Below are 26,545 nucleotides of genomic sequence, written 5' to 3' on the forward strand. Positions count from 1 at the left end.
TCCATGTTGCCGGGATTTGTTTTTCGCCGGCTCTGGGGGTTGTCGCCGGGAGAGCAGCGCCAGCGGCGAGGGCGCGTGCCTATTTCCACATGCCGCGCATGCGGGCGCCGAGGTCGACACGCACCTGCGGCTGGCGGCACGGATCGTCCCTGGCCTGGACGCTGGCCCACGCCACCTGCTCGAAGGCACCAAGGATCGGGCGCGGGATGAAGCGCGTGCGCGAGGCATAGACATGGCGGTCGCCGCGCGCCGCCTGGCCGTGGACGAAAAAACGCTGCGGCATCACCAAATGCAGGCTATCCTTGGCCCGCGTCATGGCCACGTAGAGCAGCCGCCGCTCCTCGTCGACGTCGTCCTTGCTGCCGACGCCGAGGTCGATCGGGATGCAGCCGTCGACGGTGTTGAGCACGAAGACGTTCTTCCACTCCTGGCCCTTGGCCGAATGGATGGTCGACAGGATCAGATAATCCTCGTCGCGGTGCGGCGGGCCGGCTTCGTCGCTGGTCGCGTCCGGCGGATCGAGCGTCAGCTCGGTGAGGAAGCGCTCGCGCGATCCATAGCCGGAAGCGATCTGCTCGAGCTGCAGCAGATCGGCCCGGCGCGTCGTCGCATCCTCATGGATACGTTCCAGATGCGGTTCGTACCAGAGCCTGACCTGCTCGATGTCGGCCGGCCATTTCTTTGCGCCGGCGCGCAGGCCGCAATAGAGCGCGACAAAGCCCGGCCAGTCGTCGGCGGCGCGCTGCGGCGGCCGGTAGCGGGCAAGCCCCATCGTCTCGTCGAGCGACGTCGCCATGGTCTCGACAATCGCATTGGCGGCCGAAGGGCCGATGCCGGGCAGAAGTTGCAGCACGCGAAAGCCGGCGACGCGGTCGCGCGGGTTTTCGGCAAAGCGCAGCACGGCCAGCACGTCCTTGACGTGGGCGGCATCGAGGAATTTCAGCCCGCCGAATTTGACGAAGGGGATGTTGCGGCGCGTCAGTTCGATCTCCAGCGGGCCGCTATGGTGCGAGGCGCGAAACAGCACGGCCTGCGCTTTGAGAACGGTACCGGCCTCGCGCTCGGTGAGTATCGCCTGGCAGACATAGCTCGCCTGCTCGATCTCGTCGCGCACGCTCACCAGCTTCGGCTTTTCCGCCGATTTGCGCTCCGACCAGAGATTTTTGGTGAAACGTTCCGACGCTTCGCCGATCACCGCATTGGCCGCCGCCAGGATCGTCTCGGTCGAGCGGTAGTTGCGCTCCAGCATGACGACCTCGGCCGGCTGCGCGAACTGCTTGGGAAAATCCAGGATATTGCGCACTTCCGCGGCGCGGAACGAATAGATCGACTGCGCGTCGTCGCCGACCACCGTCAGCCCCGATCCGTCGGGCTTGAGGGCCGTCAGGATCGAGGCCTGCAGCCGGTTGGTGTCCTGGTATTCATCGACCAGCACATGGTCGAAACGTGCACCCAGATGCGCGGCGATTTCCGGCTCGCCGGCCATCTGCGCCCAGTAGAGCAGCAGATCGTCGTAATCGAGCACGTTCTGCGCCTGCTTGGCCTCGACATATCTGGCGAATAATTGTTTCAGCTGTTCGGCCCAGCCGGCGCACCACGGGAACACCGAACCCAGCACCTCGCCGAGCGGCGCCTGTGCATTGACGGCACGCGAATAGATCGCAAGGCAGGTGCCCTTGGTCGGGAAGCGGGCTTCGGTCTTCGAAAACCCAAGCTCGTGGCGGGCGAGGTTCATCAGGTCGGCGGAATCCTCGCGGTCGTGGATGGTGAAGGCGGGATCGAGACCGATCTCCAGCGCATAATCACGCAGCAGCCTGGCGCCAATGCCGTGGAACGTGCCGGCCCAGCTCAGCGCATCGGTGATGACAGAAGCATCGCGGCCCAGCACCTCGCCGGCGATGCGCTCGACCCGCTTGGCCATTTCCGCCGCGGCACGGCGGGAAAATGTCATCAAGAGGATGCGGCGCGGATCGGCACCCCTAACGATCAGATGCGCGACCCGGTGCGCCAGCGTGTTGGTCTTGCCGGAGCCGGCGCCGGCAATCACCAGCAATGGTCCCGCGACCTTGCCGTCGCCATGTTCGACGGCAAGCCGCTGCTCGGCGTTGAGCTTTGCCAGATAGGCCGGCTGGAAGGACGAATCACGGGCGGCGAGGTTCATCGCCCATCAAGCATCGTTTCTGCTTTGTTCGCAACGGTTTGCGGAGCCGGGATAGGGCTCGTGAACGAAGAAGCCTTGCGGGCAGGCCTGTTGACTAACGCCCGGGCTCGACGCCCATCCTTGCCGATTGCCGCCGCAGCGCCTCGCGATCGTCTTCTGGTGGCGGCAGCAGCAGCGGATCGAAATCGTCGGGCACCTCGTCGATCACTTTCTTGGCGACGCGATAGGCAACATAGACGATTGCCCCGGCGATAAGCAGACGGATCATGGCTTCCTCCATTGATTCTGGAGCAACCGGAGACGCGGCATTTTGTTCCCCGACTGCTCGGCAAATGCGGGAACGACACCGATCGCGCAACCAAATCGCCGACGCCTCGTTGTCGGGCGAGAGGAGACTGCGATGAAAAAGCGCTCAATCCTGCTGCTTGTGGCAGCGCTGACCGTTGCGGGTTGCGACAACAACATCCAGCCGACCAAGGCCCCTGGCGATACGGTCGAGCAGAATCCGCAGGTCGACAAGAATCCGGTGCCGAAGTCGACGACCGGCGGCGATCAGCCCGGCACGCCGCCGAAACAATGACCGCTTCAAATGGCGTCGGCGCCGGTCAAAAAAGGGTGGCCGGCGCCGCTTGGGAGGAAGCTGATGACGCCGGCCAGGCGGAGATCAGGCCCGCCGCACATCCAAGAATAGCCGAGTCTTTCCGCAGCGTCATGGTCCGATAGCGTACAAACGGCACGCCCTGTGGACAAACCTGCCGCCACGCCGGCGTTTGTTCATCACATGGTTTGTCTATCCCATGGAACAAACCCGGCTGCTGCGTGTTTGGGTGTCGATCGGACGCTCCCAAGGCCGCCGTTCACGAAAGAACCCGCTTTCCTTGTCCCCCCTCAGGATAGCGGGTTCTTTTTGCGTTTTGCGGGAAGTCGCGGTGCGCGGGGGTCGGCGTCACCTGCTTGCCGGTTTTCGCGCCTTATGCGGCGAACCGGGGCTCAAGCCCTTGCGAAGCATGGTTGTCCCGTGCAAAAGCGCGGCCATGCTGATCATCAACGACCTTTCGCTCCGCATGGCCGGACGCCTGCTTCTCGACCATGCCTCGCTGACCTTGCCGGCCGGCAGCAAGGCTGGCCTTGTCGGCCGCAACGGCACCGGCAAGACGACCTTGTTCAAGGCGATCACCGGCGACCTCGCCTCCGAGACCGGCTCGATCAGTCTGCCCAAGAACACACGCATCGGCCAGGTCGCTCAGGAAGCGCCGGGCACCGAGGAGCCGCTGATCGAGATCGTGCTCAAGGCCGACCTTGAACGGAGTGCGCTGCTCGAAGAGGAAAAGACGGCGACCGATCCGCACCGCATCGCCGATATCCATATGCGGCTGGCCGATATCGATGCGCACTCGGCCGAGTCACGCGCCGCCACCATTCTCGCCGGCCTCGGCTTCGACGACGCCGCACAACGGCGCCCGGCCTCGTCCTTCTCCGGCGGCTGGCGCATGCGCGTCGCGCTGGCCGCGGTGCTGTTTGCCGAGCCCGATCTGCTGCTGCTCGACGAGCCGACCAATTATCTCGATCTCGAAGGCACGCTGTGGCTGGAAAACTACGTGTCGAAATACCCGCACACTGTGCTGCTGATTTCGCACGACCGCGACCTGCTCAACCGAGCCGTCAATTCGATCGTCCATCTCGACCAGAAGAAGCTGACGTTCTGGCGCGGCGGCTACGATCAGTTCGAGCGCCAATATACCGAGCAGCGCGAATTGCAGGAGAAGGGCCGCGTGAAGCAGGAAGCCGCGCGCAAGCACATGGAATCCTTCGTCGAGCGCTTCCGCGCCAAGGCGTCGAAGGCGAGGCAGGCGCAGTCGCGCATCAAGGCGCTGGAGAAGATGAAGCCGATCGCCGCGATTGTGAACGACACGGTTCGGCCGTTCTCCTTTCCGGAGCCGGTGAAGACGGTGGCCTCGCCGATCATCGCGCTGAACAACGTCAATGTCGGCTATACCGAGGGTGCGCCGATCCTGAAGAAGATGACGCTGCGCGTCGATGCCGACGACCGCATCGCGCTGCTCGGCGCCAACGGCAACGGCAAGTCGACCTTCGCCAAGCTGTTGGCCGGCCGGCTGAAGCCGGAGACCGGCGGCATGACCGTGGCGCCCGGGCTGAAGGTGGCAATCTTCGCCCAGCACCAGCTCGACGACCTCAGGCCCGACGAAAACGCCTATGAGCATGTCCGCCGGCTGATGCCGGACGCGCCGGAATCCAAGGTGCGCGGCCGCGTCGCGCAGTTCGGCCTGACCACCGAAAAGATGAACACCGCCGCCAAAGACCTGTCCGGCGGCGAAAAGGCGCGGCTCCTGATGGGCCTGTCGGCCTTCGAGGGGCCGAACCTGTTCATCCTCGACGAGCCGACCAACCATCTCGACATCGACAGCCGTGAATCGCTGATCCATGCGCTGAACGATTTTCCCGGCGCCGTCATCCTGATCTCGCACGACCGCCATCTGCTCGAAGCGACCGCCGACCGGCTGTGGCTGGTCAAGGAGGGCGCGGTTAACCCGTATGACGGCGACCTCGAGGACTACAAGACGCTGGTCACCGGCGTCTCCGGCGACCGCCGCGGCAAGCGCGAGGCGGACAAAGCCTCGAAGGCCGACCGCCGCCGCGATGCAGCCGCGCGCCGCGCCGCTTTCGAGCCGCTGGCCAAGGAAATCCGCGCCACCGAAGCGCTGATGGACCGCCTCCGCAAGCGCATCGACCTGATCGAGGACGAACTCGCCAATCCGGCCGTCTACGAAAAGGACCCCTCGACCGCGACAAGGCTGGCCAAGGAACGCTCACAACTCGCGCAACAGCTGGCCGGCCACGAGGAGAAATGGCTGTCGATGTCGGCGGAGTACGAGGAAGGCACGGCGGAGTAGGACGATGTCGGCAAAACTGTGGATCGAAGCTGCCAAGGTTTTGGCCGTCAATTCCGGAGCTGTCGTAAAATGTCCTGAGTGTGGAGACGGCAATCTGCTGGTCATCGACGCCGGAGCCGGATCATCGCATGTCGAGCGCCACATACATTGCCCGAAATGCGGTGCCTACAACGCCTTGTTCAAGCGCATTGATGGCGTGTAACTGGCCCTACACGCCGCTATCACAACCGGCTAGTTTGCTCCCATGAATCAGCACGCCAAGCTCAAAATCGGCCATTCGGCCTGTCCGCATGATTGTCCCTCAACCTGCGCGCTCGAGGTCGAGTTGCTTGACGCCAGGCGTATCGGCCGCGTCCATGGCGCCAAGGCCAACAGCTACACGGCCGGCGTCATCTGCGCCAAGGTCGCCCGCTACGCCGACCGCGTCCATCATCCCGACCGCCTGCTGAAACCGCTGATCCGGGCGGGCGCCAAGGGCGAGGGCGCCTGGAAGGAAGCGAGCTGGGAGGCCGCACTCGACCTTGTCGCCGAAAAGTTCATCGCGGCGGAGGCAAAATTCGGCTCGGAGACGGTCTGGCCCTATTACTATGCCGGCACGATGGGTCTGGTGCAGCGCGACGGCATCGAGCGGCTCAGGCATGCCAAGAAATACTCCGGCTTCTTCGGTTCGATCTGCACCAATCTGGCCTGGACCGGCTGGATGATGGGGGCAGGCGCACTGCGCGGTCCCGATCCGCGCGAGATGGGCAAATCCGACTGCGTGGTGATCTGGGGCACCAACGCCGTGGTCACGCAGGTCAACGTCATGACCCACGCCATCAAGGCGCGCAAGGAACGCGCAGCCAAGATCGTCGTCATCGATGTTTACGAGAACGCGACGATGAAGCAGGCCGATCTCGGCCTAGTGCTGAAGCCCGGCACCGACGGCGCGCTGGCCTGCGCGGTGATGCACGTGCTGTTCCGTGACGGCATGGCCGACCGCGCTTATTTGGAAAAATACACCGACGACCCGCATGGTCTGGAAGCGCATCTTCAAACGAGGACGCCGCAATGGGCCGCTGATATCACCGGGCTTTCTGTCGACGAAATCGAGACCTTCGCCCGTCTCGTCGGCACGACGAACAAGACCTACTTCCGCCTCGGCTACGGGTTTTCGCGCCAGCGCAACGGTTCGGTCAACATGCACGCCGCAGCCTCGATCGCCGCGGTCACCGGCTGCTGGCAATATGAAGGCGGCGGCGCCTTCCATACCAATTCGGGCATCTTCAAGCTCAATCAGGAACTGCTCGAAGGCACGCGGATGCGCGACCCCGCGATCCGTCATCTCGACCATTCGCGCATCGGCCCGGTGCTGACCGGGGCTGAGGATGCGCTCTATGGCGGCCCGCCGGTGACGGCGCTGCTGATCCAGAACACCAATCCGGTCAATGTCGCGCCGGAGCAGCGGCTGGTGAAGCAGGGTTTTTTGCGCGACGATCTGTTCTCCTGCGTGCACGAGCAGTTCATGACCGACACCGCCAAGCTCGCCGATGTGGTGCTGCCGGCGACGATGTTTCTCGAGCATGACGACGTCTACAAGGGCGGCGGCAACCAGCACATCACGCTCGGGCCGAAGCTGATCGACCCGCCGGAAGGTCCGCGCACCAACCATTTCGTCATCGAGGAACTCGGCAAAAGACTCGGTGTCGCCGATCGCCCGGGCTTCGGCATGACCGAGCAGCAGCATATCGACGTCATTCTGGGCAAGCGCGGGCTGGGCAGCTTTTCGAGCCTGAAAGAGCAGAAATGGGTCGATTTGCAGCCGGATTTCGATGCCGCGCATTACCTCGACGGCTTCGGCCATGCCGACAAGAAGTTTCATTTTCGCGCCGACTGGACGGGCCAGGCGTCGCCCAATCGGCCACCGAAAAGCATGGGCCTGTTCGGGCCGGTGGCGAGCCTGCCGGAATTCCCCGACCATGTCGATCTGATCGAGGTGGCGGACGAGGCGCACCCGTTCCGGCTGACCACCTCGCCGGCGCGCAATTTCCTCAATTCGACCTTCACCGAAACGCCGGTGTCGCAGGCAAAAGAGCGCCGGCCGGAGCTGCTCTTGCATCCCGATGATGCGGCGGCACTCGGCGTCGCCGACGGCGGCCGCATCGAAGTCGGCAACCAGCGTGGCGAAGTGGTGCTGCACGCAAAACTGTTCGACGGCATCAAGCGCGGCGTGGTCATCGCCGAAGGCATCTGGCCGAACAGCGCCCATGAGCGCGGCGAGGGCATCAACGTGCTGACTGGCGCCGATGCGCCGGCGCCCTATGGCGGCGCCGCCTTCCACGACAACAAGGTCTGGCTGCGCCCGGCAACTTGAAGCGTTCGGAACGATATGTTCCTCCGTCCGTTTTCGCATGGCGGGTGGAGGCATGGTCATGGCAGAAGCGTTGGCGGCGCCGGACCCCATCGGGCGAACGCTTTCGTCCGGCGAACTCGTAACCACGATGTCCCACTTCCATCGCGCCGAGATTGCGCGCATGGCTGGGTGGCGCGACCGCCTGGACCGGACGAGCAACTGGGCGATAACGGTTGTCGCGGCGATGCTGTCCGTCTCGCTTTCGACAGCCAGCGCTCACCATGGCGTGCTGCTGTTTGCCATGCTGCTTGTTCTGCTGCTGCTGTGGATCGAGGCGCGGCGATACCGCTTCTTCGACTTCTATCGGGCTCGCGTGCGCCAGTTCGAACGGCACTATTTCGCACAGGTATTCTCACCGCAGCCGGATTTTGCGTCCGATTGGCTGTTGATCGTCGGCGAGAGCCTGCGCGCACCAAAATTCCTGATTTCGCAACGCGTGGCTTTGGCGCGCCGCCTGCGTCGGAATTACATCTATATGCTGCTGATCCTGCTGCTGGCCTGGATCCTCAAACTGTCGACCCCCAGCCTCTTAAACGAAGGCGTCCGCATCGGCTTCGTCGGGTCGATGCGTGAGGCCGTCGCCAGTGCTGCGCTGGGTCCAGTTCCTGGTGGCGCCATCGTCGTGCTGGTCGCCGTCCTCTATGCCGGCCTGCTGATGGCAGCCTACCTGACGGAGAGCGACGACGGCGAACTCTCCTTCGGTGACGTCCACGTCTAGCAACGCAACTCATTGTCGCGCGTTGTTGGGCAGGTGCATTGGGCGATGGGGGTTTCATGGCTTGGCAGGCTCCGACACGTTCCAGCCTGGCGCTGTTGGTTTGCGCTTTCGCCCCCGCAGGCGCGGCCCGGGCGGCGGAGACGCTTGTTGCCGGAACCAAGGCTTCGGGAATGGGCGGTTCGGGCGAAGGCGCTTTCGTTGCCGAGATCGTCCTGCTGCTGCTTGTCGGGCGCGGCCTGGGCGAAGTGCTGCAGCGCTATGGCCAGCCGGCAATCATGGGCCAACTGATCGGCGGCATCCTGCTCGGTCCTTCGCTGTTCGGCTGGCTATGGCCATCGGCTCAGCACCTGATCTTTCCCAGCGATCCTGCGCAAAAGGGCATGATCGACGCCGTCTCACAGCTCGGCATCCTGATGCTGCTTTTGCTGACCGGCATGGAAACGGACCTGCGGCTGGTGCGCCGGGTTGGCGCGGCCTGTTTTTCCATTTCGGCGACCGGCGTCGTGGTGCCCTTCATCTGCGGTTTCGCGCTGGCGCAGTTCCTGCCGGGCGCATTGCTGTCTGACGCCACGCAACGCACCGTCGCCGGGCTGTTCCTGGGCACCGCGCTGTCGATCTCGTCGGTCAAGATCGTCGCCATGGTGGTGCGCGAGATGAACTTCATGCGCCGCAACCTCGGACAGGTGATTATTTCCTCGGCGATCATCGAGGACACGATCGGCTGGCTTATCATCGCCGTAACCTTCGGCATCGCCACCAATGGCAGGTTGCAGTTCGCGCCGCTGGTGACCACCATCGCCGCGGTGGCACTATTCATGGTGTTCTCCTTCACCATTGGCCGCCGTCTTGTCTTCACCTTGATCCGCTGGACCAACGATCAATTCCACAGCGAGTTCGCGGTGATCACCATGATCCTCATCATCATGGGCGTGATGGCGCTGATCACCAATATGATAGGCGTGCATACCGTCCTGGGTGCGTTCGTCGCCGGCATTCTTGTCGGTGAATCGCCCATCCTCTCCAGCCATATCGAAGGCCAGCTGCGCGGCGTCATCACTGCGCTGTTCATGCCGATCTTCTTCGGCATGGCGGGGCTTTCCGCCGATCTCACAGTGCTCGCCGATCCGACGCTTGCCATGCTGACGGGCGCTCTTGTGGTTATCGCCAGCATCGGCAAGTTTGGCGGCGCGTTCATCGGCGCCAGGCTCGCCGCCATGTCGTTCAAGGAAGCAATCGCCGTCGGCAGCGCCATGAACGCGCGCGGCTCGACCGAGGTGATCGTCGCCAGCATCGGCCTGTCGATGAACATCCTGTCGCACAATCTCTTCACCATGATCGTCACCATGGCCGTGATCACCACGCTGGCCATGCCGCCGATGCTGCGCTGGGCGCTCGGCCGGCTGCCGGTGGGGCACGACGAGCAGCAGCGTGTCGAGCGCGAGGCGTTGGACGAATACGGCTTCGTTTCCAGGCTGGAGCGGCTGCTGGTGCTGGTCGACGACAGCAGGATCGGCAAGTTCACTGCCCATCTCGCCGGACTGGTCGGCGGAGGCAGCGGCATGCCCACCACCTTGCTTCGCCTGCCCACCACCTTGCTTCAGCCGAAAGACGGCCGAATTGACAGGCCGAGCGACAGCAAGGGACAGGAGCGCGCCCTGCAGGAAATCAAGAAGGGTGCAAAGAAAAGCGCCCAGGCGGTGAAACGGATCGAAGATACGCTTGTCGGCAAAGTCCACCTGACGGCCCGCACCGAGTTGGAAGCCACCGGTGAGACGATCGCCGAAGAGGCCCGCAAGGGATACGGCCTGCTGCTGGTCGGCCTCGACAATGTGCTGACCGCCGATGGCGCCTTCGCGCCGGCCCTCAACGACATTGCCGCAGGATTTGACGGCCCACTTTGCCTGGTCCTGAACGGCGGCAATGCAGCCGAAAAGATGCCGACGCTGAAGGCCGGCACCAGCATTCTCGTCCCCGTCAACGGAACCCAGGTGGCGCGTCGCGCCGCCGACTTGGCGCTGGCGCTGGCCCGTCCAAACCGGGCGCGGATCAAGGTTCTCTACGTCTCGCAAAGGGCAGCCAAGGGCCGCAGGTCGACATCGGTGTCGCATAGCCGCGAAGAGGCCGTCCTGAAAGACATCGCCGACTTGGCGGGCCGCTACGGCCTGCATATCGACACCGCGTTCCATACCCGCGTCACACCCGACAAGGCGATCACTAGGGAGGCGGCCAAAGGCGCGGCGATCGTCGTGATGGGTGTCACCCAACGTCCGGGTGAGGACCTGTTCTTCGGCGAAACCGCCGGCGCTGTTTTAGCCGCCTGCAACTGCCCCGTGGTGCTTCTGGCCAGCGCGCGGCCCAAGCATGACACCGCTGGCGCTGAGCTGGCAGCGTGATTTTTACTGGGCATTGATCGGTCGGCAGGCATGTCGATCGAGGCTCTGAAGCGCTGATCCAGCCAAACGTAAAATAGTTCGAACCGAACGGTTCGGTTCTGTTGACAGAGGGTACAGGAATACAGGAATGGGTGAACGCCGGCTCACAGAATGTTCGCGCTGAAAATCACCAATAACCGCATAACCAATTGAAAAGAAATAAGAACATTGTGGCGAAAGGAGCCGCATGTCGAATTTCAAGCGGCCAATTTGGCGCACCTGTACAAAATTTTTGTGATTGGAAACGACAAGCTTGCGGACCCATCTCGGGGCGGTCCGAGCGACGCGAATTCTTCCCAAGGCACGCCACTTGACGGACAGACCAAAGAACTACCGGAGTACCTGAAATGACCAAGATCGCTCTTACCGCCGGCGCCATCCTCGTTGCCACCGGCATTGCTTTTGCCGGCAGCGACCATTATGGCTCAGACAACGTCAACCAGCCGGCCGCTCCTGCTGCCAACGTTGACAACACGTTCACCGGCTCGATCCGCAAGCCGGTTACTTCCGAGCATACCGGTGCCAAGACGACTTCCGAGTCGGTGGCGCCTGAATCCGGCCAAGGCATCTGGGGCCGCTGATTATCACAGCCCCGGAACACAAAGAGCGGCGGGCTCGGCCCGCTACTCTTGCTTTCGCGTATCAGCCGGGACGAGCGCTGGATCGAATCCTGCGCCAATCGAATACTTTGAATTGCAGGTTTCATCTGTAGCCATAATCTCGGTTGCTGAAATCGTCCAGCAACGTGCACGTCGGAAAAAGCCGATGCGTATTCGTCGGTGCGGGCAGCGCTCTCATCTCGAATGCGTCGAAAGCAACGACAACTCACGAATGACCAGCACACTGGAGTACCCGAAATGACCAAGATTGCTCTTACCATCGCCGCTATCGTCCTCACCGCCACGGGCAGCGCCTTTGCCGGCAGCGACCACTATGGTTCGGACGGTGCCAACCAGCCGGCCGCGCCTGTTGGCAATGCGCCTGTCGGCGCTATCGACAGCGGGTTTACCGGTTCCATCCGCAAGCCGCTGACGGCTGAGCACAACGCCGTCGACACCGGGGCGACGACCCGGTTCGGCACGGATCAGCCCGTAGTGCCCCAATCTGGCCGGGGCAACTGGGGCCGCTAGTTCCTCAAACCCCGGGAGCACAAAGAACGGCGGGCTTGGCCCGCCGCTCTTGTTTGTGCGAAGCTCGGTCGGTCGAGGGATCGGCGGTTTTTCCCCCGGCCTGTTGGTAAATCCCTAACGCAGATCCTTCGGCCAAATGCAGTGCGTCAGTCGGGCGCTGCCGAAGGTGAGACCGGCCCAATCGCCATCGACGTCGAACCGAGCCAGGGCCGCGGTCGGGAATTTTTCCGCCAGCTTTTTCAGCGCCGCTTCATCCGATCCAGCCCCGGCAAGCCCGCGCGCGAACTCCTCCAACCCGGGATTGTGGCCAAGCACCAGCAGCGTTCCGGTCTCCGCCTTTACTTGCCGCACCTTGGCGAGGATGTCCGCCGCCGCTGCCTCGTAGAGCGCCTGGGCAAATTTGGCCTGCACCTTCGCCGGCAATTCCGCCGAAACCAGCCGCCATGTGTCGCGGGTGCGCAGCGCCGGCGACACCAGCGCCAGCTCCGGCAGCCAGCCGCGCCGGGTCAGTTCGCGCCCGACCAGCGGCGCTGCTTTCCGCCCGCGCCCGGACAGCGGCCGGTCGAAATCGATGAGGCCAGGATCGTCCCAGCTCGACTTAGCGTGACGCAGGAGCAGCAATTGCATCATGGTTTCAAAATAAGGCCGAAACATCGCGTGCGCCATGCACGACGCGGACAATCTCGACGCATTGTTCGGCCAGTCAATAAAGCACGAGATAATTTGCCGTCAACGATCCGGATGTCAGCCATTCCGCTGGTTTTTGATGGCGTTGCCGAACCTGCTGCGGGCTTTTTGTTTTATATCCTCGATGTCGAACGGGGCGGACGGACCACTCTCCAGCCCCTCCGCCCAGGCTTTCCGTAATCGCTCCGCTTCGGCTATGCGCAAGGGCTGGCCAAGCCCGCATTCGGGTAGCACCTCGCTGACTTTTTCGACGGTCGCCATCAAGCTGTCTCCTATGACTTACCTGTGCTGTCGGCGACGTCGCATCGTCTATGAGCTGCCCTTCCGGGCGCGCACGAAAATGAACGCCGGGAGGCGGCAAAGTCGATCATATCCCTTTGGGTCCTTCAGTCTCAGTTCCTCACTTGGCGTCGGCTCGCACATCCGCTCAATGACAAATCCAGCATCCGCAAGAGGGTCAGTCAGATCGCGTAGCGGCCTTCGATAGTAGCGCATTTTCTGCCCGAGCCATCCCCATTCCTCCTCGATCAGTTCGGCATTCAAATATCCAGGATCGAGAATGCTGACCTGATCGTGAACTGGGTGATGCGTCGAAAATACCAGCGTGCCAGTTGGTCGAAGCAGCCGCGCATATTCAGAAAAAACGGCTGGTAGGTCCGCTAGGTAATGGAGGACGAGCGAAGATAGCACGAGGTCAAAAGTCTCGTCGCCGAGGATACCTTGCAGATTGCTCACGTCGCCCTGGATCACGCGGGCGCGACCTGCGACGCGCTTTTGCGCGAGAGCAACCATTGCGGCGCTACGGTCGACAGCAACCACGCGAGCACCGTGGCACATCAGCCAATCGGCGTACCAGCCGTGACCGCAACCGGCATCAAGAACATCGATATTGTCGACCGGTGGCAGGAGATGCAAGGTCGTCGGGCGCTCGTAGAGAGCATTCCAGGGCCGCTCATCGATCATCGCCGAGTAACGCCCGGCGATGGTGTCATAGTCTGTCGTTTCGGGCACGGACGTCATACCTCGTTATACCCGAAATCAATATCACTGGCGTCTGCCTTTGGCACATCGCGTCCTTGCGCTGTGCTGCCGAAAATCTGGCCGCTATCGAGACACAGCAGGCTTTCGCAGCCCACCGCACGGCTAATTTGTGGGGTTCACGACCCAGCCGATTGAAAAGCAATCACGGCGTTATCCGCGCCAGGTGCTCAAGATCGGTCTCTTCACGCAGCGGGTCGGGCGCGATCACCACCGACGTGGCGTTGTCGGCATCGTCGGCGAAGCGCGAAAACACCGTGCGGCCGGCTTCCATCCGCGCCTTGCCTTCGGCGACCAGGCCCAGCGCCAGCGGATAGAGCTGGTGCTCGGCCTTGAGCACGCGAGCGGCCAGCGTGTCCTCATTGTCGCCGACCATCACCGGCACTGCGGCCTGGGCGATGATCGGCCCGTCATCCATGTCGAGCGTGACGAAATGCACTGTGCAGCCATGGATGCGCATGCCTGCGCGGATGGCTCGCGCGTGCGTATCCAGCCCCTTGAAGGCAGGCAGCAGGGCAGGGTGGATATTGACCATCCGGCCCTGCCACTTCTCGACGAAACGCGCGCCGAGGATGCGCATATAGCCGGCCAGCGCGACGATTTCGGCGCCGAACGACAAGAGGGCCGCATCGATCGCCCCGTCATGCGCTTCCTTGCTGGCATAGTCGGAGCGCGAAATCACCTTGGTGGCGATGCCGCGAGCCGCGGCGATGCCGAGGCCGGCGGCATTGGCGCGATCGGAGATGACGCCGACGATCTCGGCCGGATAGGCCGGGCTGCCGGCGGCCGCGATCAGCGCCGTCATGTTGGAGCCGCGCCCCGAAATAAGCACTACGGTGCGTTTTCTGGTCATAGGCCGATCGAGCCCCGATAGATGACGCCGGCATCGCGGCGCGGTACGATCTGGCCGATCGGCGTCACCGTCTCGCCGGCCTCCTGCAGAACGGCGGCGACCTGCGCCGCCTGGCCGGAGGCGACGACCAGGATCATGCCGATGCCGCAATTGAAGGTGCGCATCATCTCTTCCGGCGCGACGCCGCCGGTCTTGGCCAGCCACGAAAACACCGGCGGCACTTCGATGGCGCCAAGATCGAGCTCGGCCGAAAAATCCTTGGGCAGAACGCGCGGGATGTTTTCTGGAAAGCCGCCGCCGGTGATATGGGCCAGCGCCTTTATGCCATGCGTGTTGCGGATCGCCTTGAGGATCGACTTGACGTAGATGCGCGTCGGCTCGAGCAGCGCCTCGGCCAGTGTCGCCTCGTCATTGAACGGCGCCGGATCGCCCCAGCCAAGGCCGCTTACCGCGACGATGCGGCGGACCAGCGAAAAGCCGTTCGAATGCAGGCCCGACGAGGCAAGGCCGAGCAGCACGTCGCCCTCGACGATGTCGTCGGTCGGCAGCAGCTGGCCGCGTTCGGCGGCACCGACGGCAAAGCCGGCAAGGTCGTAGTCCTTGTCGTGATACATGCCCGGCATTTCCGCCGTCTCGCCGCCGATCAGCGCGCAACCGGCCTGCCGGCAGCCGGCGGCAATGCCGCCGACGATCGAAGCACCCTGGTCGGGATCGAGCTTGCCGGTGGCGAAATAGTCGAGGAAGAACAGCGGTTCGGCGCCCTGCACGACGATGTCGTTGACGCACATGGCGACGAGGTCGATGCCGATCGTATCGTGCTTGCCGGCGTCGATGGCGATCTTCAGCTTGGTGCCGACGCCGTCATTGGCGGCGACCAGCACCGGATCGGTGAAGCCGGCGGCCTTTAGGTCGAACAGGCCGCCGAAGCCGCCGATCTCGCCATCGGCGCCCGGCCGGCGGGTCGCGCGCACCAGCGGCTTGATCTTCTCGACCATGAGATTGCCGGCATCGATGTCGACGCCCGCTTCGGCATAGGTGAGCCCGTTCTTGCGCTTGCTCATTTCCGGCGCCTGCTCATCTGTTGCGCTTGCCTGTCGCTGGTTTCATTCGCTTGCGGGCTCTTCGCATGAACGGCCGCACCTCGCAAGGATGACGGCGGGATCAGACGGTCTTGGCTCGACAAAAGAGTGGACACTGCCGCCCTTATGGACGCCCCTCTCGTTCCGCCAGAACCATGTCGACGCGGTCGAGTTGTGCCTTGGCGTAGCCGCTCAGCGCTATTCCGCTATTGTTCGTTCGAATCCAGTGCACAGCCTGCCTCACCCGCTCGTAGTGCCCAAGTTCGATTTCGCAGGCAATCAGCGCGAGGATCCGAACTGCGAAGGGCTGTGTGAATTCGTAAGGTTTGTCGAGCAGCTCGCTATGTCCGGCGACGTAACTGGCGAGGTCCGGATTCTGAGCCCTGATCCGTCGCGCCAGCTCGACATATTTCCCCAGCAACCTATCTATGCTCGTCTGGTCAAGGTTCTCGAAGTAACGAGCATAAGCTTTCAGCTCATTGTTAAATATCGTTTCGGGATGAAACTGCGACAGTCCGGGCCAGATCCATTTTTTGCCGTACAGCCTTTCAAGCAACGGCCTGACGGTAAGAAAGTCCAGGTAAACGAGCATGTTCACATGAACATCGCCAGAGCTTGCAGTAAAGGCTTCTTCGAGAATCAGGCTGATATCGTCGCTCCGGTCGACTTCGAAGACGCCTTTCCGGATGCGGCGAAAGCCATGTCCCATCATGAACGTATCGAGATACTTACGCGCTTCGCCAACGGCCAAAGACAAGGTTCCACTCCCTCTTTGTTGCGCCATGGTGCCTTGATGGTTGCCGAAGAGTCCAGCCACTGCGCCGCTTGTTCCAAAATAGCTTCGCGGCCAGTGCGCTCTCGACAAACCCGTGCACGGCCCAACTTTTGTCGCTTCTCACTTGCCGTGACCCTCCATCTCCATCATGTATCGACAAACAAGAGCGACGGGATAATGCGTTTGACCATCCCCAACATGATCACGATCATGCGCTTCGTGCTGGTGCCAGCCGTGGTGCTGGCCATGCTGCAGGAACGCTGGGACTGGGCCTTTGCCGGCTTCCTCATTGCCGGCATTTCCGACGGCGTCGACGGCTTCATCGCCCGCCATTTCAATCAGTTTTCCAGGCTCGGCGCCTATCTCGACCCGATGGCCGACAAGCTGCTGCTGGTCTCCGTCTTCGTGGTCATGGGCATCAGCGGCGAGTTGCCGCTATGGCTGGTCATCACCATGGTGTCGCGCGACGCGCTGATCGTCTGCGCCGTGCTTTTGTCCACCGTCATGGCGCATCCGGTTGAGATGAAGCCGCTCCTGGTGTCGAAGGCCAACACCGCGATCCAGATCGTGCTGGCGGCAGTGGTGTTGGGCGAACTCGCCTTTGACATCCGTCTCGATCCGCTGAGGCCGGCCCTCATATTGCTGTCCGGGGTCTTGACCGTGGCTTCGGCCGCGGCCTATCTCGTGGCTTGGCTGAGGCATATGAGCGGCTATGGCGAAGGCTCCACACCCGGCACCTGAACACGGGGCACCTGAACGCGGGGCACCTGAACACCAGGCACCCGACGAACGGTCGATCGACGCCGAGGCCGAAGCCGCGGCAGCGGAAGCTGCGGCATCGGCGTCGTTTCGCCGCCAGATCCGCTTCTGGCTGGTCAGCGCCATCATCCTCGCCGTCTTCCTCTATGTCTTCAGCGGCATCCTTCTGCCCTTCGTCGCCGGCATGGTGCTCGCCTATTTCCTCGACCCTGTCGCTGACCGGCTGGAGCGGCTCGGCCTGTCCAGGCTGATGGCGACGGTGGTCATCCTCATCGCCTTTATCGTCGTCCTGGTGCTGGCCGTCGTCATCCTGGTTCCGGTGCTCGCCTCGCAGATGGCTGATTTCGCCAGCAAGCTGCCGGACTATCTGACCCGGCTGCAGAGCCTGATCACCAGTTTCGACCCGAAATGGCTGGAAGAGAAATTCGGCGTCGACGCCAATGGCCTGCGCGAAGGGCTGAACTCGCTGCTGACCTCCGGCTTCGGTCTCCTGACTACGGTCTTCACCTCGATCTGGAGCTCCGGCGTGGCGCTGGTCTCGGTTGTCAGCCTGTTCGTGGTGACGCCGGTCGTCGCCTTCTACATGCTGCTCGACTGGGACCGCATGGTGGCAATCGTCGACGGCTGGGTGCCGCGCGACTATGTCAAGACGGTCCGGGCGATCGCCAGGGACATCAACACCGCGACCGCCGGCTTCGTGCGCGGCCAGGGTACGCTCTGCCTGGTGCTCGGCGCCATGTATGCCACCGGCCTGACGCTGACGGGCCTGAATTTCGGCATCCTCATCGGCCTGTTCGCCGGGCTGATCTCGTTCATCCCCTATGTCGGCTCGCTGACCGGGCTGGTGCTGGCTGTCGGCGTTGCCTTCGTCCAGTTCTGGCCGGACTGGACCATGATCGCGGCAGTGGCAGGCGTGTTCTTCGTCGGCCAGTTCATCGAGGGCAACATCCTGCAGCCGCGGTTAGTCGGCAAAAGCGTCGGCCTGCATCCGGTGTGGCTGATGTTTGCACTGTTTGCCTTCGGCGCGCTGTTCGGCTTCGTTGGCCTGCTGATTGCCGTACCGGCTTCCGCCGCCGTTGCCGTTCTGGTGCGTTTCGCCATCGCGCGCTATCTGGAATCGCCGCTCTACAAGGGCCATGCCGACGAGCCGGTGCCGCCGCTGCCGGTTCGGCGCCGCGGGGGCGCGCGCGGTTGAGCCAGATGCCGGACAACAAGATCGATCCGCCGCGCCAATTGCCGCTCGATCTAGGCCACGGCACCGGCTATTCGCGCGACGAGCTCGTCGTCTCCGCCACCAACAGCCAGGCCGCGGCGCTTGTCGACCGCTGGCCGGACTGGCCGTCGCCGGTTATCGTGCTGGCCGGGCCGGCCGGCTCGGGAAAAACCCATCTGGCCTCGATCTGGCGGACCCGCGCTGGCGCCGTGAAAGTGGAGGCCGGCCGCATCGGCGACTGCATCGAAAATCTCGGAGCGCGCCCCGCCCTGATCGACGATGTCGATGCCGGCCCGATTGATGAGCACGGCCTGTTCCATCTGATCAACGCGGTGCGCGGCGCCGGCTCGAGCTTGCTGTTGACGGCGCGCCGCTTTCCCTCCGCCTGGGGCGTCGGGCTGCCCGACCTGGCGTCGCGGCTCAAGGCGGCGGCTACCGTCGAGATCCACGAACCCGACGATCTCTTGCTGGCCGGCGTCATCACAAAGCTGTTCGCCGACCGCCAGGTCGAGGTCGAGCCGCATGTCGTGCAATATCTGGTGCGCCGCATCGAGCGCTCGCTGGCCACCGCCATGCGGGTGGTCGAACGGCTCGACCGCACCGCGCTCGAGCGCAAGACGCCGATAACGCGGGCGCTCGCCGCCGAGACCGTCAGCGCCATGGACGAAGGGCAGGGCGAGTTCGAGATTTGACGGTTCCAGTTCAGCCACTGTCCCATTTCGGGAACAAAAGCTGGCATCCGTCTTGCAGCAAGGAGCTTGCCGGCTGATCCCGGTCCTGATTGCGTATCAATCAGGTAAGTAGGCTCGCCGGGAGATGGGGTGGTTGGGGTTCTCTTCCCGGCGAGCTTGCCTTTGGCAGCATCGAATCGATAGCGCCATTGCGCGGCGGCCGGGCCTCAGCTCTCTCCACCCGCAATCACAGCTCATTCCACGCCAAAGCGCCGGCGATAATCGCCGGGCACCAGGCCGGTTATCCTGGCGAATACCTTGCGGAAGGAGCCGGGATCGTCATAGCCGACCTCCCAGGCGATCTGGTCGATCGATCGTATCGTGGTTTCCAGCATCTCGCGCGCCTTGCCGACGCGCAGGTGCTGACAATATTCGGTCGGCTTGAGGCCGGTGGCGTTGCGGAACCTGCGTAGGAAAGTCCGCTCCTCCAGTCCGGCATGCTCTGCCATGGCGCCAAGCGTCACGTCACGCGCGCCGTTCGCCTGCAGCCAGTGCTGCACCTTGAGGATCGCTTCGTCGCCATGGGTCAGTCGCGGCGCAAACGGGCTGTAAAAACGTTGCTCGCGGCCCGGCGGATCGACCAGCATGAAACGGGCCGTGTCCATCATGACGGCTGACCCGAGCACCCTGTCCACCAGCTTGAGGCCAAGGTCGGTCCAGGCCATGTAGCCGCCGGCGGTGATGATATCGCCATCGTCGATGACCAGCCTGTCGGCGTCGAGCAGGATGTCTGGAAAGCGTAGCGCCAGCGCGTCGCGATAGGCCCAGTGCGTCGTCGCCGCACGGCCGGACAACAGGCCGGTCTCGGCAAGCACGAAGGCGCCGGCGCAGACCGAACCGAGCGTCGCCCCTGCCATGTGGCGGTCCCTGAGCCAGCCGGCATAGGGTGCTGCCGCCTCGCGCGGAATCGGATCACCTAGGGTCGGGGGCAAGATGACCATGGCAGGTCCATGGCCAGCACCGGACCCGCTGTCGAAGGTGCGGATAACCGTTGGGCTCGCCTCCTGCAGCCGCCAATGGCTGACGCGAAGCGTCGCCGCCTCCGGCGACCGCTCGACAGCCAGCCGGTTTGCCAGCATGAAAAGATCGGTCAGGCCGAGCACGGCTGCTTCCTGCACGCCGGGATACAAGACAAGGCCGATTTCGATCAGATCACGCGCAGCCGTCATTTGTCAGTTTTGCCACGTTGAATGTCCGTTTTGCCAATGCTCACCCTGACCGCACTGTTATAATTTGTCCAGCTGAAGGGGGCTAAAAGCTTCCCTGTTACCCGCCAACTTTTCCATCAAGGAGTAGGACGATGAGCACATTCACCACCCGTGACGGCACCGAGATTTTCTACAAGGATTGGGGCAAGGGCCAGCCGGTCGTGTTCCATCACGGCTGGCCGCTGAGCTCAGACGACTGGGACAACCAGATGCTGTTCTTCCTCGAAAAGGGCTACCGCGTCATCGCACATGACCGCCGCGGCCACGGCCGCTCGTCGCAGACCGCGACCGGCAACGACATGGATACCTACGCTGCCGATGTCGCGGCGCTGGCGGCGCATCTCGATCTCAGGGATGCGATCCACATCGGCCACTCGACTGGCGGCGGCGAGGTGGCGCGTTACGTCGCGCATTACGCCGGCGGCGGGCGTGTTGCCAAGGCGGTGCTGATCGGCGCCGTGCCGCCGATTATGGTCAAGACCGACAGCAACCCCGGCGGCTTGCCGATCGAAGTCTTCGACGGCTTTCGCGCGGCTCTGGCCGCTAATCGCGCCCAGTTCTACAGGGATGTGCCGGCCGGCCCGTTCTATGGCTTCAACCGCGACGGCGCCAAGATCTCGCAAGGCGCCGTCGACAATTGGTGGCGCCAGGGCATGATGGGCGGAGCCAAGGCCCATTACGACTGCATCAAGGCATTCTCGGAGACCGATTTCACCGACGATCTCAAAAAGATCGAGGTTCCCGTCCTGATCATGCATGGCGACGACGACCAGATCGTGCCGATCGCCGATTCCGCGCTGCTTGCGGCCAAGCTGGTGAAGCACGGCACGCTCAAGATCTACAAGGGCCTGCCGCACGGCATGTGCACCACCCATCCGGAGATCATCAATCCGGATCTGCTGGCCTTCATCCAGGGCTGACATCTTGCCTATCGGACGGGCAGCGCAGGCTCGTGCTGTCCGTCCGTCGCTTAAGCATGACCGGCGACAGGAGACACGCTCGAGCGTGATCCGCTTGCCCTGCCGACGAGATTTGCTTGATGAATGGTCGGAGTGGAGAGATTCGAACTCCCGACCCTCTGGTCCCAAACCAGATGCGCTACCAGGCTGCGCTACACTCCGAACGGTCTGTTGCCTATTGATTTCGGCCCGCCAAAGCAAGCGCAAAAACCATCGGCCTTGCTGCCGGCGTCATTGCGCAGTAATGACGGGCTAGTGCATGGCCAGAGAATAGTAATCTGGTTTCGAGGTCGTGTGCTTGCAACCAGCAATGAGGTGGTCATGTCAGCCCGCATTTTCAGCCCAGCCAAAACCGCGATGCAGTCCGGCAAGGCCAAGACCGGCCATTGGGTGCTGGAATTCGATCCGGAGCAGCGCAAGAAGATCGATCCGCTGATGGGCTACACCACGTCCGGCGACATGCGAAGCCAGATCAGGCTGACCTTCGACACCAGGGAAGAGGCGGTCGCCTATGCCGAGAAGGAAGGGCTGTCTTTCCGCGTCGAGGAGCCGAAGGAAATCAAACGCCGCCAGATTTCCTATGCGGAGAATTTCCGCTATGACCGCAGGACGCCCTGGACGCATTGATCTCATACCGGCCCTGCCGGCGCCAACAATCAGCCGGTCATGCGGCCGGCCAGCGGTCCCGTAGCTCAGCTGGATAGAGCACCGGCCTTCTAAGCCGATGGTCACAGGTTCGAATCCTGTCGGGATCGCCAATATTTCAGCGTCCATTCCGGACAGGTTCACTCGCCAGTCGCGAACAGGATTTCCAACACATGACAGCGATGGGCGCGGCGGCATTGCTGATCCTGGTCCTGACCTATGCCGGCGTCGCCATCGGCACGATACCAGGGCTGCGCCTCGACCGGGCAGGCATCGCGCTGCTCGGCGGTGCGGCGATGATCGCCATCGGCGCGCTCAGCATGGAGGACGCCTACCGCGCCATCAGCTTCGACACCATCACGCTTTTGCTCGGCATGATGATCGTCGTGGCGCATCTGAAAGTGTCCGGCGCTTTTCGCGCGCTCGGCGGGTTCGCCATTGAGCATGCGCATGCGCCATTCATGCTGCTGGTGATGGTGACGCTGTTGACCGGCGTCCTGTCGGCATTCCTGGTCAACGACGCCATCTGCCTGGTCATGGCGCCGATCGTCGTCCATGTCACCCGCGTCATCAACCGCAACCCGGTTCCCTATCTGATCGCCACCGCCACGGCCTCGAATTGCGGCAGTGTCGCCACCATCACCGGCAATCCGCAGAACATGGTCATCGGCGCCCTGTCGGGGATTTCCTATCCGGCCTTCTCGGCGGCACTTGCACCGGTCGCGGCGTTCGGCCTCTTCGCCGTCATCGTCATCATCCGCATCGTCTACCGCGCCGAATTTTCGCGCAAGGCCGAGCTCAGCCCCGAAGTCTATCGCGGCCGCATGCTGCCGGGGCAGGTGCTCAAGGCGGTGGTCGTCTGTATCGGTTTGGCGGTCGCTTTCTTTGCCGGCGTTCCCGTAGCCAAGGCGGCGCTGATTGGCGGTGCGATTCTGTTGCTGACCCGCGCCATCAAGCCTGAGCGCATCTATCGCGAGATCGACGGGCCGCTGCTGTTCATGTTCGCCGGGCTGTTCATCGTCGTCGCCGGTGCCGAAAAGACATTGCTGACGCCCGACATCGTCGCTTCGGCAAAGGACCTTGGGCTGAATGATGTCTGGCGGCTGTCCGGCTTCACCGCAGTGCTGTCCAACATCATGAGCAACGTTCCGGCCGTGCTGGCGCTGCGGCCGTTCATACCCGGCCTGGAGAATCCAGAGCGTGCCTGGCTGGTCGTCGCCATGAGCTCGACCCTGGCCGGCAATTTCACGCTGCTCGGCTCGGTCGCCAATCTGATCGTTGCCGAGCACGCGCGGGTCTCCGGCAAGCCGCTGGGCTTCATCGCCTTCTTCAAGGTTGGCCTGCCATTGACGCTGGTCACGCTTCTTGTCGGGACGGCATGGCTGGCGGCCTAAAAGCACGTCGCGTTCGACCGGCCTCATGCGACGCGCTTTAGGCTCTTGTTTTATGCATGTCGTTATCGCAAAACCGCTGCACACTTTTGCGCGGCATGCATTAGCCGGTCAGGGCGATGTCACCGTCACATGGCCCTTCATATTGGGATGGAAGCGGCAGAAATAATCGACCGATTCGGCCTTCTTCACCATCAGGCTTGCTGCCTGCTTCGGCGGGATCATCACTTCCCAGCCGCCGTTGACGGTTGCCGTGTGGGCGAACACGTCCTTGTTCACCCACTTGATCGTGTCGCCGACCTTCGCCTCGATGTTTCCGGGCGAAAACACAACCTTGTCGATCGTCACCTCAATGGTTTCGGCCTTGGCAGGTGCGGCGCCGATGGTCAGCGCCAGCGCAACCCACAGATGCCGCCTCGACACCATTGGCCCGATCCTCACTTCAGCATACCGGCGACGTGTTCGGCGTGCTGTTCGTGGCCCTGGAATATTTTCAGGCCGGTTTCCAGCAGGCTCTTCAGCTCGGCATTGCCGGCCGACGGGATCAGCAGAGTTTCGAGCGCGCCATTGACCTGCTTGTGGTAGGCCACCTCGCTGGCGACATAGGCCTTGTCGAACGCCGCGCCCTTGAGCTTGGCAAGCTTGGCACGTTCCTCGGCCGCCGCCTTGGTCAGCGCTTTGCTGGTCGGATTGTCCTCAGGCGTGACCTTGAGCTTCTTGACTAGGTCGAGAGCCTGTTTGTTGACGGCCTCGTGATCCCGCACCATGTCCTTGGCGAAATCTACGACCTCTTTGTTTTTCGATTTCTGCAGCGCCTGCTTGGCCGCCTCGACGTCAAGCACGCCCGCTGTGTAGGCGATATGTGCGATCTGCGGATCGGTCGGCTTGTCGGCAGCTTGCGACAAGGGCGCTGCGCTAAGCAGGAAAAATGCGGCCAGTGCCGTGGTCGATCGAATAAACATGATGCTCTCCTTCGCCCCGACGCCGAGCTGCATCGGGCTTCGTTTTCAGTGATGGCCATTGGATGCAGGTCGCCGGAAAACGTTCCCGCGAAAATCGACGCGACCTATACGGAAAGACCAAGCCGCTGCATCACGGCATTGGTCAGCCGTTCACAGCGCCGGCCCGCGAACGGAAACGCGTCGAGCAGCACCGGGCCGATCTGGTCGTCCAGCGCCTTGCGCACCAGCGCACGAGCGCGGTGCAGCCGGGTCTTGATGGTTTCTGGTCGCACGCCAAGCAGTTCGCCGGTCTCCTCGATGCTCAGCCCCTCGATGACTCGCGCCACGAACACCAGCCGGTAGACATCGGGAAGACTGTCGGTTGCCCGTTCGACAAGCTCAAGGATCTGCCGTTGCGCCATCGTCCGCTCCGGGTCGTCGCTCGGGTTGAGGGGAAACCGGATGATTTCGGCTTGCGGATTTTCAGGTATCGCCACCATTCGCCGCCTTTTGCGCAAGCGGCCGAGCGCTTCGTTGATGACGATACGCGACAGCCACGTGGCGAGCGAGGCATCGCCACGAAAGGCCTCGAGGTGGGCAAACGCCCTGACATAGGCCTCCTGGACGATGTCCTCGGCCTCGCTGTCGTTGCGCACAACGCCGCGGGCGATGCGGTAGAGCCTCTGGTTGTGCGTCTTGATGATGGTGCGGAATGCATCGCCATCGCGTGCCAGCGCGCGGCCGACAAGCTGCATGTCGCCGGAAGCGGCGGACGTTGCCGTCAACACAGCCGGCATTGGCGATCTCCTGATAGGCTTCTCATCGGGATATTGGATGCATCGGCCGACAAAAGGTTCCCGACCGATCCGCCGGCCAGCCTCGATCCGCATCAAGCGCCGGCAGAAGCTATTCTATCGCTTCCGCCACGCCGGCGTCTCTATTTTGTAGACGCCGCTTCATCGGCTGATCGGTCGCCATGACACCGCTCAGGATCGCAGTGTATCCAGGCTGTTACGCCGATTCCTGACTCAGTCTGGCAAGGTGCTGGCTCAGGCCTCTGCGGCCGCCGCCAGCCCGCGCGCCAGGTCGGCCTTCAAATCCTCGACATCCTCGAGCCCGATCTGCAGGCGCACCAGCGGTCCGTCATACGGGCCCTTGGCGACGGTACGGTCGCCCAGGAATACCGGCACGGCAAGGCTCTCATAGCCGCCCCAGGAATAGCCGAGGCCGAAAAACTTCAACGCGTCGAGGAAGGCGTGCTGCTGCTTCTGTCCGCCGCCTGCAAGGACGATAGAGAAGATGCCGCTCGATCCGCAAAAATCGCGCTTCCACAAAACGTGGTCGGGATGGCTGGGCAGCCCCGGATGCAGCACCTGCGCCACGCCCGGCTGGCCCTCCAGCCAGCCGGCGAGGGCAAGCGCGCTCTTTTGATGGTGCTCCAGCCGCACGCCCATTGTGCGCAGGCCGCGCAGCACCTGGTAGACGTCATCCGGCCCGGCGCAGCATCCCATCGTGTTGAACGTCTCGCAAAGCTGCTTCCAGCAGGCTGCGTTGGCCGAGACCGTGCCGAGCAGCACGTCGGAATGGCCGGCCGGGTATTTCGTCGCCGCATGGATCGAGATGTCGACGCCATGGTCGAGCGGGCGGAAGTAGAGCGGCGTCGCCCATGTGTTGTCCATCATGACGATGGCGCCGGCGGCATGCGCTGCCTTGGCGATGGCCGGTATGTCCTGCACCTCGAAAGTGTTGGAGGCCGGCGATTCGGTGAACACCACCCTGGTGTTGGGCTTGATCAGCGCCGCGATGCCGGCGCCGATGCGCGGTTCGTAATACTCGACCTCGATGCCCAGCCGCTTCAGCATCGTGTCGGCGAAATTGCGGGTCGGGTGATAGACGGAATCGACGATCAGCAGATGATCGCCGGCCGACAGGAAGGCGAGCAGCGGCAGCGTCACCGCCGCCAGGCCCGATGGAACCGCGACCGTGCCCGCAGAGCCTTCCAGCGCATCGATCGCGCTGTTCAGCGCATCGGTGGTCGGCGTGCCCCGCGTTCCGTAGGTGTATTTCTGGCTGCGTGAAGCCATCGCCGCCGCGTTGGGATAAAGCACGGTCGAGGCATGCACCACCGGCGGGTTGACGAAGCCGAAATAGTCATGCGGGTTGTTGCCGGAATGGGCGAGCCGCGTGTTGATGCCCATCTCGCTGCCGTCTTTTGCCATTGCATTTCGTCCCGTGAGTAGGTCGTTAGCCATAGTGCGGCGGCATTGGCCGCGCAACCGCACCGCACTCGCCAGGCAAAGGTCTTGAATATGCCAATTCAGCAATGCGCCGTCGATCCGCAGGGCGCCCGGCGCGGTCGGGAAGTCGCGGTCGGGAAGGCGCGATCGGATTTTGCCGGCTTTATCGGCGCGTTGACCGATTTGCGGGCGCGTTTGTCTGCGATTCAGGCATTTCAGCCAGTTGGTTTTCAAAGTCTTTCGGATTTGGTCATTTCCCTTGACCTCACAGGAATAATCGCCTT

General features: G+C 63.1%; 27 protein-coding genes and 2 tRNA genes. 15 read left to right on the forward strand and 14 right to left on the reverse strand.

The annotated features are described in order from the left end of the window. Window positions 1-79: 79 nt before the first annotated feature. Together NKH37_RS26590 and NKH37_RS26595 are read right to left on the reverse strand one after the other, a co-directional pair. Complete coding sequence (locus NKH37_RS26590; protein WP_353005239.1) at window positions 80-2,161, reverse strand: ATP-dependent helicase; 2,082 nt, start codon at window positions 2,159-2,161, stop codon at window positions 80-82. Between the two features lie 94 nt (window positions 2,162-2,255). Then, window positions 2,256-2,429: a hypothetical protein gene (locus NKH37_RS26595; protein ID WP_023719776.1), complete on the reverse strand. Its 174-nt coding sequence runs from the start codon at window positions 2,427-2,429 to the stop codon at window positions 2,256-2,258. Window positions 2,430-2,561: 132 nt separating this feature from the next. On the opposite strand from NKH37_RS26595, the gene NKH37_RS26600 reads away from it, so the two are divergent. The 8 genes from NKH37_RS26600 (at window position 2,562) to NKH37_RS26635 (ending at window position 11,745) form a co-directional block, all read left to right on the forward strand. After that, on the forward strand, window positions 2,562-2,741 hold the full coding sequence (locus tag NKH37_RS26600) for a membrane lipoprotein lipid attachment site-containing protein (protein WP_023719775.1): 180 nt from the start codon (window positions 2,562-2,564) through the stop codon (window positions 2,739-2,741). Window positions 2,742-3,195: 454 nt separating this feature from the next. Next, window positions 3,196-5,073 carry an ABC-F family ATP-binding cassette domain-containing protein gene (locus NKH37_RS26605; protein ID WP_023719773.1) on the forward strand — a complete coding sequence of 626 codons (1,878 nt, stop codon included), beginning with the start codon at window positions 3,196-3,198 and terminating at the stop codon, window positions 5,071-5,073. A gap of 4 nt (window positions 5,074-5,077) precedes the next feature. Then, window positions 5,078-5,275: a hypothetical protein gene (locus tag NKH37_RS26610; protein ID WP_023719772.1), complete on the forward strand. Its 198-nt coding sequence runs from the start codon at window positions 5,078-5,080 to the stop codon at window positions 5,273-5,275. Window positions 5,276-5,317: 42 nt separating this feature from the next. Continuing rightward, on the forward strand, window positions 5,318-7,426 hold the full coding sequence (locus NKH37_RS26615) for a molybdopterin-containing oxidoreductase family protein (protein WP_352791881.1): 2,109 nt from the start codon (window positions 5,318-5,320) through the stop codon (window positions 7,424-7,426). Between the two features lie 58 nt (window positions 7,427-7,484). After that, complete coding sequence (locus tag NKH37_RS26620; protein ID WP_023719770.1) at window positions 7,485-8,183, forward strand: DUF2270 domain-containing protein; 699 nt, start codon at window positions 7,485-7,487, stop codon at window positions 8,181-8,183. Between the two features lie 170 nt (window positions 8,184-8,353). Then, entirely contained in the window at window positions 8,354-10,576 is a 2,223-nt protein-coding gene (locus NKH37_RS26625) for a cation:proton antiporter domain-containing protein (protein WP_502906007.1), read from the forward strand. A gap of 386 nt (window positions 10,577-10,962) precedes the next feature. Further along, a complete protein-coding gene (locus NKH37_RS26630; protein ID WP_352791879.1) occupies window positions 10,963-11,196 on the forward strand; it encodes a DUF680 domain-containing protein in 234 nt (77 codons plus the stop codon). Window positions 11,197-11,472: 276 nt separating this feature from the next. Then, a complete protein-coding gene (locus NKH37_RS26635; protein WP_352481779.1) occupies window positions 11,473-11,745 on the forward strand; it encodes a DUF680 domain-containing protein in 273 nt (90 codons plus the stop codon). A 114-nt stretch (window positions 11,746-11,859) separates the two neighbouring features. Here NKH37_RS26635 and NKH37_RS26640 read toward each other — a convergent pair whose 3' ends face one another. The 6 genes from NKH37_RS26640 to NKH37_RS26665 form a co-directional block, all read right to left on the reverse strand. Continuing rightward, window positions 11,860-12,375 carry a SixA phosphatase family protein gene (locus NKH37_RS26640; RefSeq protein ID WP_023719766.1) on the reverse strand — a complete coding sequence of 172 codons (516 nt, stop codon included), beginning with the start codon at window positions 12,373-12,375 and terminating at the stop codon, window positions 11,860-11,862. A gap of 114 nt (window positions 12,376-12,489) precedes the next feature. Beyond that, the gene (locus NKH37_RS26645; protein ID WP_352495577.1) at window positions 12,490-12,693 is read right to left on the reverse strand and encodes a hypothetical protein; all 204 of its coding nucleotides are present in this window, start codon (window positions 12,691-12,693) and stop codon (window positions 12,490-12,492) included. 48 nt (window positions 12,694-12,741) lie between these two features. Further along, window positions 12,742-13,443 carry a class I SAM-dependent methyltransferase gene (locus NKH37_RS26650; RefSeq protein WP_198030504.1) on the reverse strand — a complete coding sequence of 234 codons (702 nt, stop codon included), beginning with the start codon at window positions 13,441-13,443 and terminating at the stop codon, window positions 12,742-12,744. A 172-nt stretch (window positions 13,444-13,615) separates the two neighbouring features. Further along, the gene (gene purN / locus NKH37_RS26655; RefSeq protein WP_353000612.1) at window positions 13,616-14,323 is read right to left on the reverse strand and encodes a phosphoribosylglycinamide formyltransferase; all 708 of its coding nucleotides are present in this window, start codon (window positions 14,321-14,323) and stop codon (window positions 13,616-13,618) included. Continuing rightward, complete coding sequence (gene purM / locus NKH37_RS26660; RefSeq protein ID WP_352472623.1) at window positions 14,320-15,384, reverse strand: phosphoribosylformylglycinamidine cyclo-ligase; 1,065 nt, start codon at window positions 15,382-15,384, stop codon at window positions 14,320-14,322. Before purM ends, purN begins: the two co-directional genes overlap by 4 nt. A 142-nt stretch (window positions 15,385-15,526) precedes the next feature. Continuing rightward, window positions 15,527-16,219: a hypothetical protein gene (locus NKH37_RS26665; protein ID WP_352481774.1), complete on the reverse strand. Its 693-nt coding sequence runs from the start codon at window positions 16,217-16,219 to the stop codon at window positions 15,527-15,529. 141 nt (window positions 16,220-16,360) lie between these two features. On the opposite strand from NKH37_RS26665, the gene NKH37_RS26670 reads away from it, so the two are divergent. From NKH37_RS26670 to hdaA, 3 genes are read left to right on the forward strand one after another with little or no spacing between them, the layout of a single operon-like run. Continuing rightward, window positions 16,361-16,918 carry a CDP-alcohol phosphatidyltransferase family protein gene (locus NKH37_RS26670; protein WP_023719760.1) on the forward strand — a complete coding sequence of 186 codons (558 nt, stop codon included), beginning with the start codon at window positions 16,361-16,363 and terminating at the stop codon, window positions 16,916-16,918. Then, complete coding sequence (locus NKH37_RS26675; protein ID WP_353005243.1) at window positions 16,890-18,131, forward strand: AI-2E family transporter; 1,242 nt, start codon at window positions 16,890-16,892, stop codon at window positions 18,129-18,131. The genes NKH37_RS26670 and NKH37_RS26675 overlap by 29 nt, the downstream gene beginning before the upstream one ends. Before the next feature lie 5 nt (window positions 18,132-18,136). Beyond that, on the forward strand, window positions 18,137-18,841 hold the full coding sequence (hdaA, locus tag NKH37_RS26680) for a DnaA regulatory inactivator HdaA (RefSeq protein ID WP_353005265.1): 705 nt from the start codon (window positions 18,137-18,139) through the stop codon (window positions 18,839-18,841). Window positions 18,842-19,074: 233 nt separating this feature from the next. On the opposite strand, the gene NKH37_RS26685 is transcribed toward hdaA, so the two are convergent. Further along, complete coding sequence (locus NKH37_RS26685) at window positions 19,075-20,049, reverse strand: GlxA family transcriptional regulator (protein WP_352895338.1); 975 nt, start codon at window positions 20,047-20,049, stop codon at window positions 19,075-19,077. A 131-nt stretch (window positions 20,050-20,180) separates the two neighbouring features. Here NKH37_RS26685 and NKH37_RS26690 point away from each other — a divergent pair, with 131 nt between their 5' ends. Continuing rightward, the gene (locus NKH37_RS26690; RefSeq protein ID WP_353005244.1) at window positions 20,181-21,008 is read left to right on the forward strand and encodes an alpha/beta fold hydrolase; all 828 of its coding nucleotides are present in this window, start codon (window positions 20,181-20,183) and stop codon (window positions 21,006-21,008) included. A gap of 124 nt (window positions 21,009-21,132) precedes the next feature. Here the strand turns inward: NKH37_RS26690 and NKH37_RS26695 are convergent. Further along, window positions 21,133-21,209 (reverse strand) — tRNA-Pro (locus NKH37_RS26695). Between the two features lie 159 nt (window positions 21,210-21,368). Between NKH37_RS26695 and NKH37_RS26700 the strand changes: the two genes are divergently transcribed. The 3 genes from NKH37_RS26700 to NKH37_RS26710 all read left to right on the forward strand — a co-directional run bounded on the left by NKH37_RS26700 (window position 21,369) and on the right by NKH37_RS26710 (window position 23,086). Continuing rightward, window positions 21,369-21,674 carry an ETC complex I subunit gene (locus NKH37_RS26700; RefSeq protein ID WP_352856488.1) on the forward strand — a complete coding sequence of 102 codons (306 nt, stop codon included), beginning with the start codon at window positions 21,369-21,371 and terminating at the stop codon, window positions 21,672-21,674. A 54-nt stretch (window positions 21,675-21,728) separates the two neighbouring features. Next, window positions 21,729-21,805 (forward strand) — tRNA-Arg (locus tag NKH37_RS26705). Window positions 21,806-21,865: 60 nt separating this feature from the next. Then, window positions 21,866-23,086, forward strand: coding sequence for an anion transporter (locus tag NKH37_RS26710; RefSeq protein ID WP_352495570.1), 1,221 nt, complete (start codon window positions 21,866-21,868; stop codon window positions 23,084-23,086). A gap of 108 nt (window positions 23,087-23,194) precedes the next feature. On the opposite strand, the gene NKH37_RS26715 is transcribed toward NKH37_RS26710, so the two are convergent. The 4 genes from NKH37_RS26715 to NKH37_RS26730 form a co-directional block, all read right to left on the reverse strand. Continuing rightward, window positions 23,195-23,509 carry a cupredoxin domain-containing protein gene (locus tag NKH37_RS26715; protein WP_352481771.1) on the reverse strand — a complete coding sequence of 105 codons (315 nt, stop codon included), beginning with the start codon at window positions 23,507-23,509 and terminating at the stop codon, window positions 23,195-23,197. 11 nt (window positions 23,510-23,520) lie between these two features. Further along, the gene (locus NKH37_RS26720; protein WP_023719753.1) at window positions 23,521-24,045 is read right to left on the reverse strand and encodes a DUF4142 domain-containing protein; all 525 of its coding nucleotides are present in this window, start codon (window positions 24,043-24,045) and stop codon (window positions 23,521-23,523) included. Between the two features lie 104 nt (window positions 24,046-24,149). Further along, a complete protein-coding gene (locus tag NKH37_RS26725) occupies window positions 24,150-24,821 on the reverse strand; it encodes an RNA polymerase sigma factor (protein ID WP_352856486.1) in 672 nt (223 codons plus the stop codon). A gap of 252 nt (window positions 24,822-25,073) precedes the next feature. After that, complete coding sequence (locus NKH37_RS26730) at window positions 25,074-26,243, reverse strand: cystathionine beta-lyase (RefSeq protein WP_352481770.1); 1,170 nt, start codon at window positions 26,241-26,243, stop codon at window positions 25,074-25,076. Window positions 26,244-26,545 lie beyond the last annotated feature (302 nt).

Origin of the sequence: Mesorhizobium sp. M1217 (genome assembly GCF_040318275.1) — a bacterium.
Classification (GTDB): Bacteria; Pseudomonadota; Alphaproteobacteria; order Rhizobiales; family Rhizobiaceae; genus Mesorhizobium.

Excerpts from the sequence above, each read along its gene's own strand:
- NKH37_RS26645 (WP_352495577.1), bottom strand. The coding sequence starts at position 12,693 with ATGGCGACCGTCGAAAAAGTCAGCGAGGTGCTACCCGAATGCGGGCTT.
- NKH37_RS26720 (WP_023719753.1), bottom strand. The coding sequence starts at position 24,045 with ATGTTTATTCGATCGACCACGGCACTGGCCGCATTTTTCCTGCTTAGC.
- NKH37_RS26685 (WP_352895338.1), bottom strand. The coding sequence starts at position 20,049 with ATGACGGCTGCGCGTGATCTGATCGAAATCGGCCTTGTCTTGTATCCC.
- NKH37_RS26700 (WP_352856488.1), top strand. The coding sequence starts at position 21,369 with ATGTCAGCCCGCATTTTCAGCCCAGCCAAAACCGCGATGCAGTCCGGC.
- NKH37_RS26710 (WP_352495570.1), top strand. The coding sequence starts at position 21,866 with ATGACAGCGATGGGCGCGGCGGCATTGCTGATCCTGGTCCTGACCTAT.
- NKH37_RS26715 (WP_352481771.1), bottom strand. The coding sequence starts at position 23,509 with ATGGTGTCGAGGCGGCATCTGTGGGTTGCGCTGGCGCTGACCATCGGC.
- hdaA (WP_353005265.1), top strand. The coding sequence starts at position 18,137 with ATGCCGGACAACAAGATCGATCCGCCGCGCCAATTGCCGCTCGATCTA.
- NKH37_RS26625 (WP_502906007.1), top strand. The coding sequence starts at position 8,354 with ATGGGCGGTTCGGGCGAAGGCGCTTTCGTTGCCGAGATCGTCCTGCTG.
- NKH37_RS26610 (WP_023719772.1), top strand. The coding sequence starts at position 5,078 with ATGTCGGCAAAACTGTGGATCGAAGCTGCCAAGGTTTTGGCCGTCAAT.
- NKH37_RS26605 (WP_023719773.1), top strand. The coding sequence starts at position 3,196 with ATGCTGATCATCAACGACCTTTCGCTCCGCATGGCCGGACGCCTGCTT.
- NKH37_RS26690 (WP_353005244.1), top strand. The coding sequence starts at position 20,181 with ATGAGCACATTCACCACCCGTGACGGCACCGAGATTTTCTACAAGGAT.
- purM (WP_352472623.1), bottom strand. The coding sequence starts at position 15,384 with ATGAGCAAGCGCAAGAACGGGCTCACCTATGCCGAAGCGGGCGTCGAC.
- NKH37_RS26630 (WP_352791879.1), top strand. The coding sequence starts at position 10,963 with ATGACCAAGATCGCTCTTACCGCCGGCGCCATCCTCGTTGCCACCGGC.
- NKH37_RS26590 (WP_353005239.1), bottom strand. The coding sequence starts at position 2,161 with ATGAACCTCGCCGCCCGTGATTCGTCCTTCCAGCCGGCCTATCTGGCA.
- NKH37_RS26675 (WP_353005243.1), top strand. The coding sequence starts at position 16,890 with ATGGCGAAGGCTCCACACCCGGCACCTGAACACGGGGCACCTGAACGC.
- NKH37_RS26730 (WP_352481770.1), bottom strand. The coding sequence starts at position 26,243 with ATGGCAAAAGACGGCAGCGAGATGGGCATCAACACGCGGCTCGCCCAT.
- NKH37_RS26615 (WP_352791881.1), top strand. The coding sequence starts at position 5,318 with ATGAATCAGCACGCCAAGCTCAAAATCGGCCATTCGGCCTGTCCGCAT.
- NKH37_RS26595 (WP_023719776.1), bottom strand. The coding sequence starts at position 2,429 with ATGATCCGTCTGCTTATCGCCGGGGCAATCGTCTATGTTGCCTATCGC.
- NKH37_RS26620 (WP_023719770.1), top strand. The coding sequence starts at position 7,485 with ATGGCAGAAGCGTTGGCGGCGCCGGACCCCATCGGGCGAACGCTTTCG.
- NKH37_RS26725 (WP_352856486.1), bottom strand. The coding sequence starts at position 24,821 with ATGCCGGCTGTGTTGACGGCAACGTCCGCCGCTTCCGGCGACATGCAG.
- NKH37_RS26635 (WP_352481779.1), top strand. The coding sequence starts at position 11,473 with ATGACCAAGATTGCTCTTACCATCGCCGCTATCGTCCTCACCGCCACG.
- NKH37_RS26600 (WP_023719775.1), top strand. The coding sequence starts at position 2,562 with ATGAAAAAGCGCTCAATCCTGCTGCTTGTGGCAGCGCTGACCGTTGCG.
- NKH37_RS26640 (WP_023719766.1), bottom strand. The coding sequence starts at position 12,375 with ATGATGCAATTGCTGCTCCTGCGTCACGCTAAGTCGAGCTGGGACGAT.
- purN (WP_353000612.1), bottom strand. The coding sequence starts at position 14,323 with ATGACCAGAAAACGCACCGTAGTGCTTATTTCGGGGCGCGGCTCCAAC.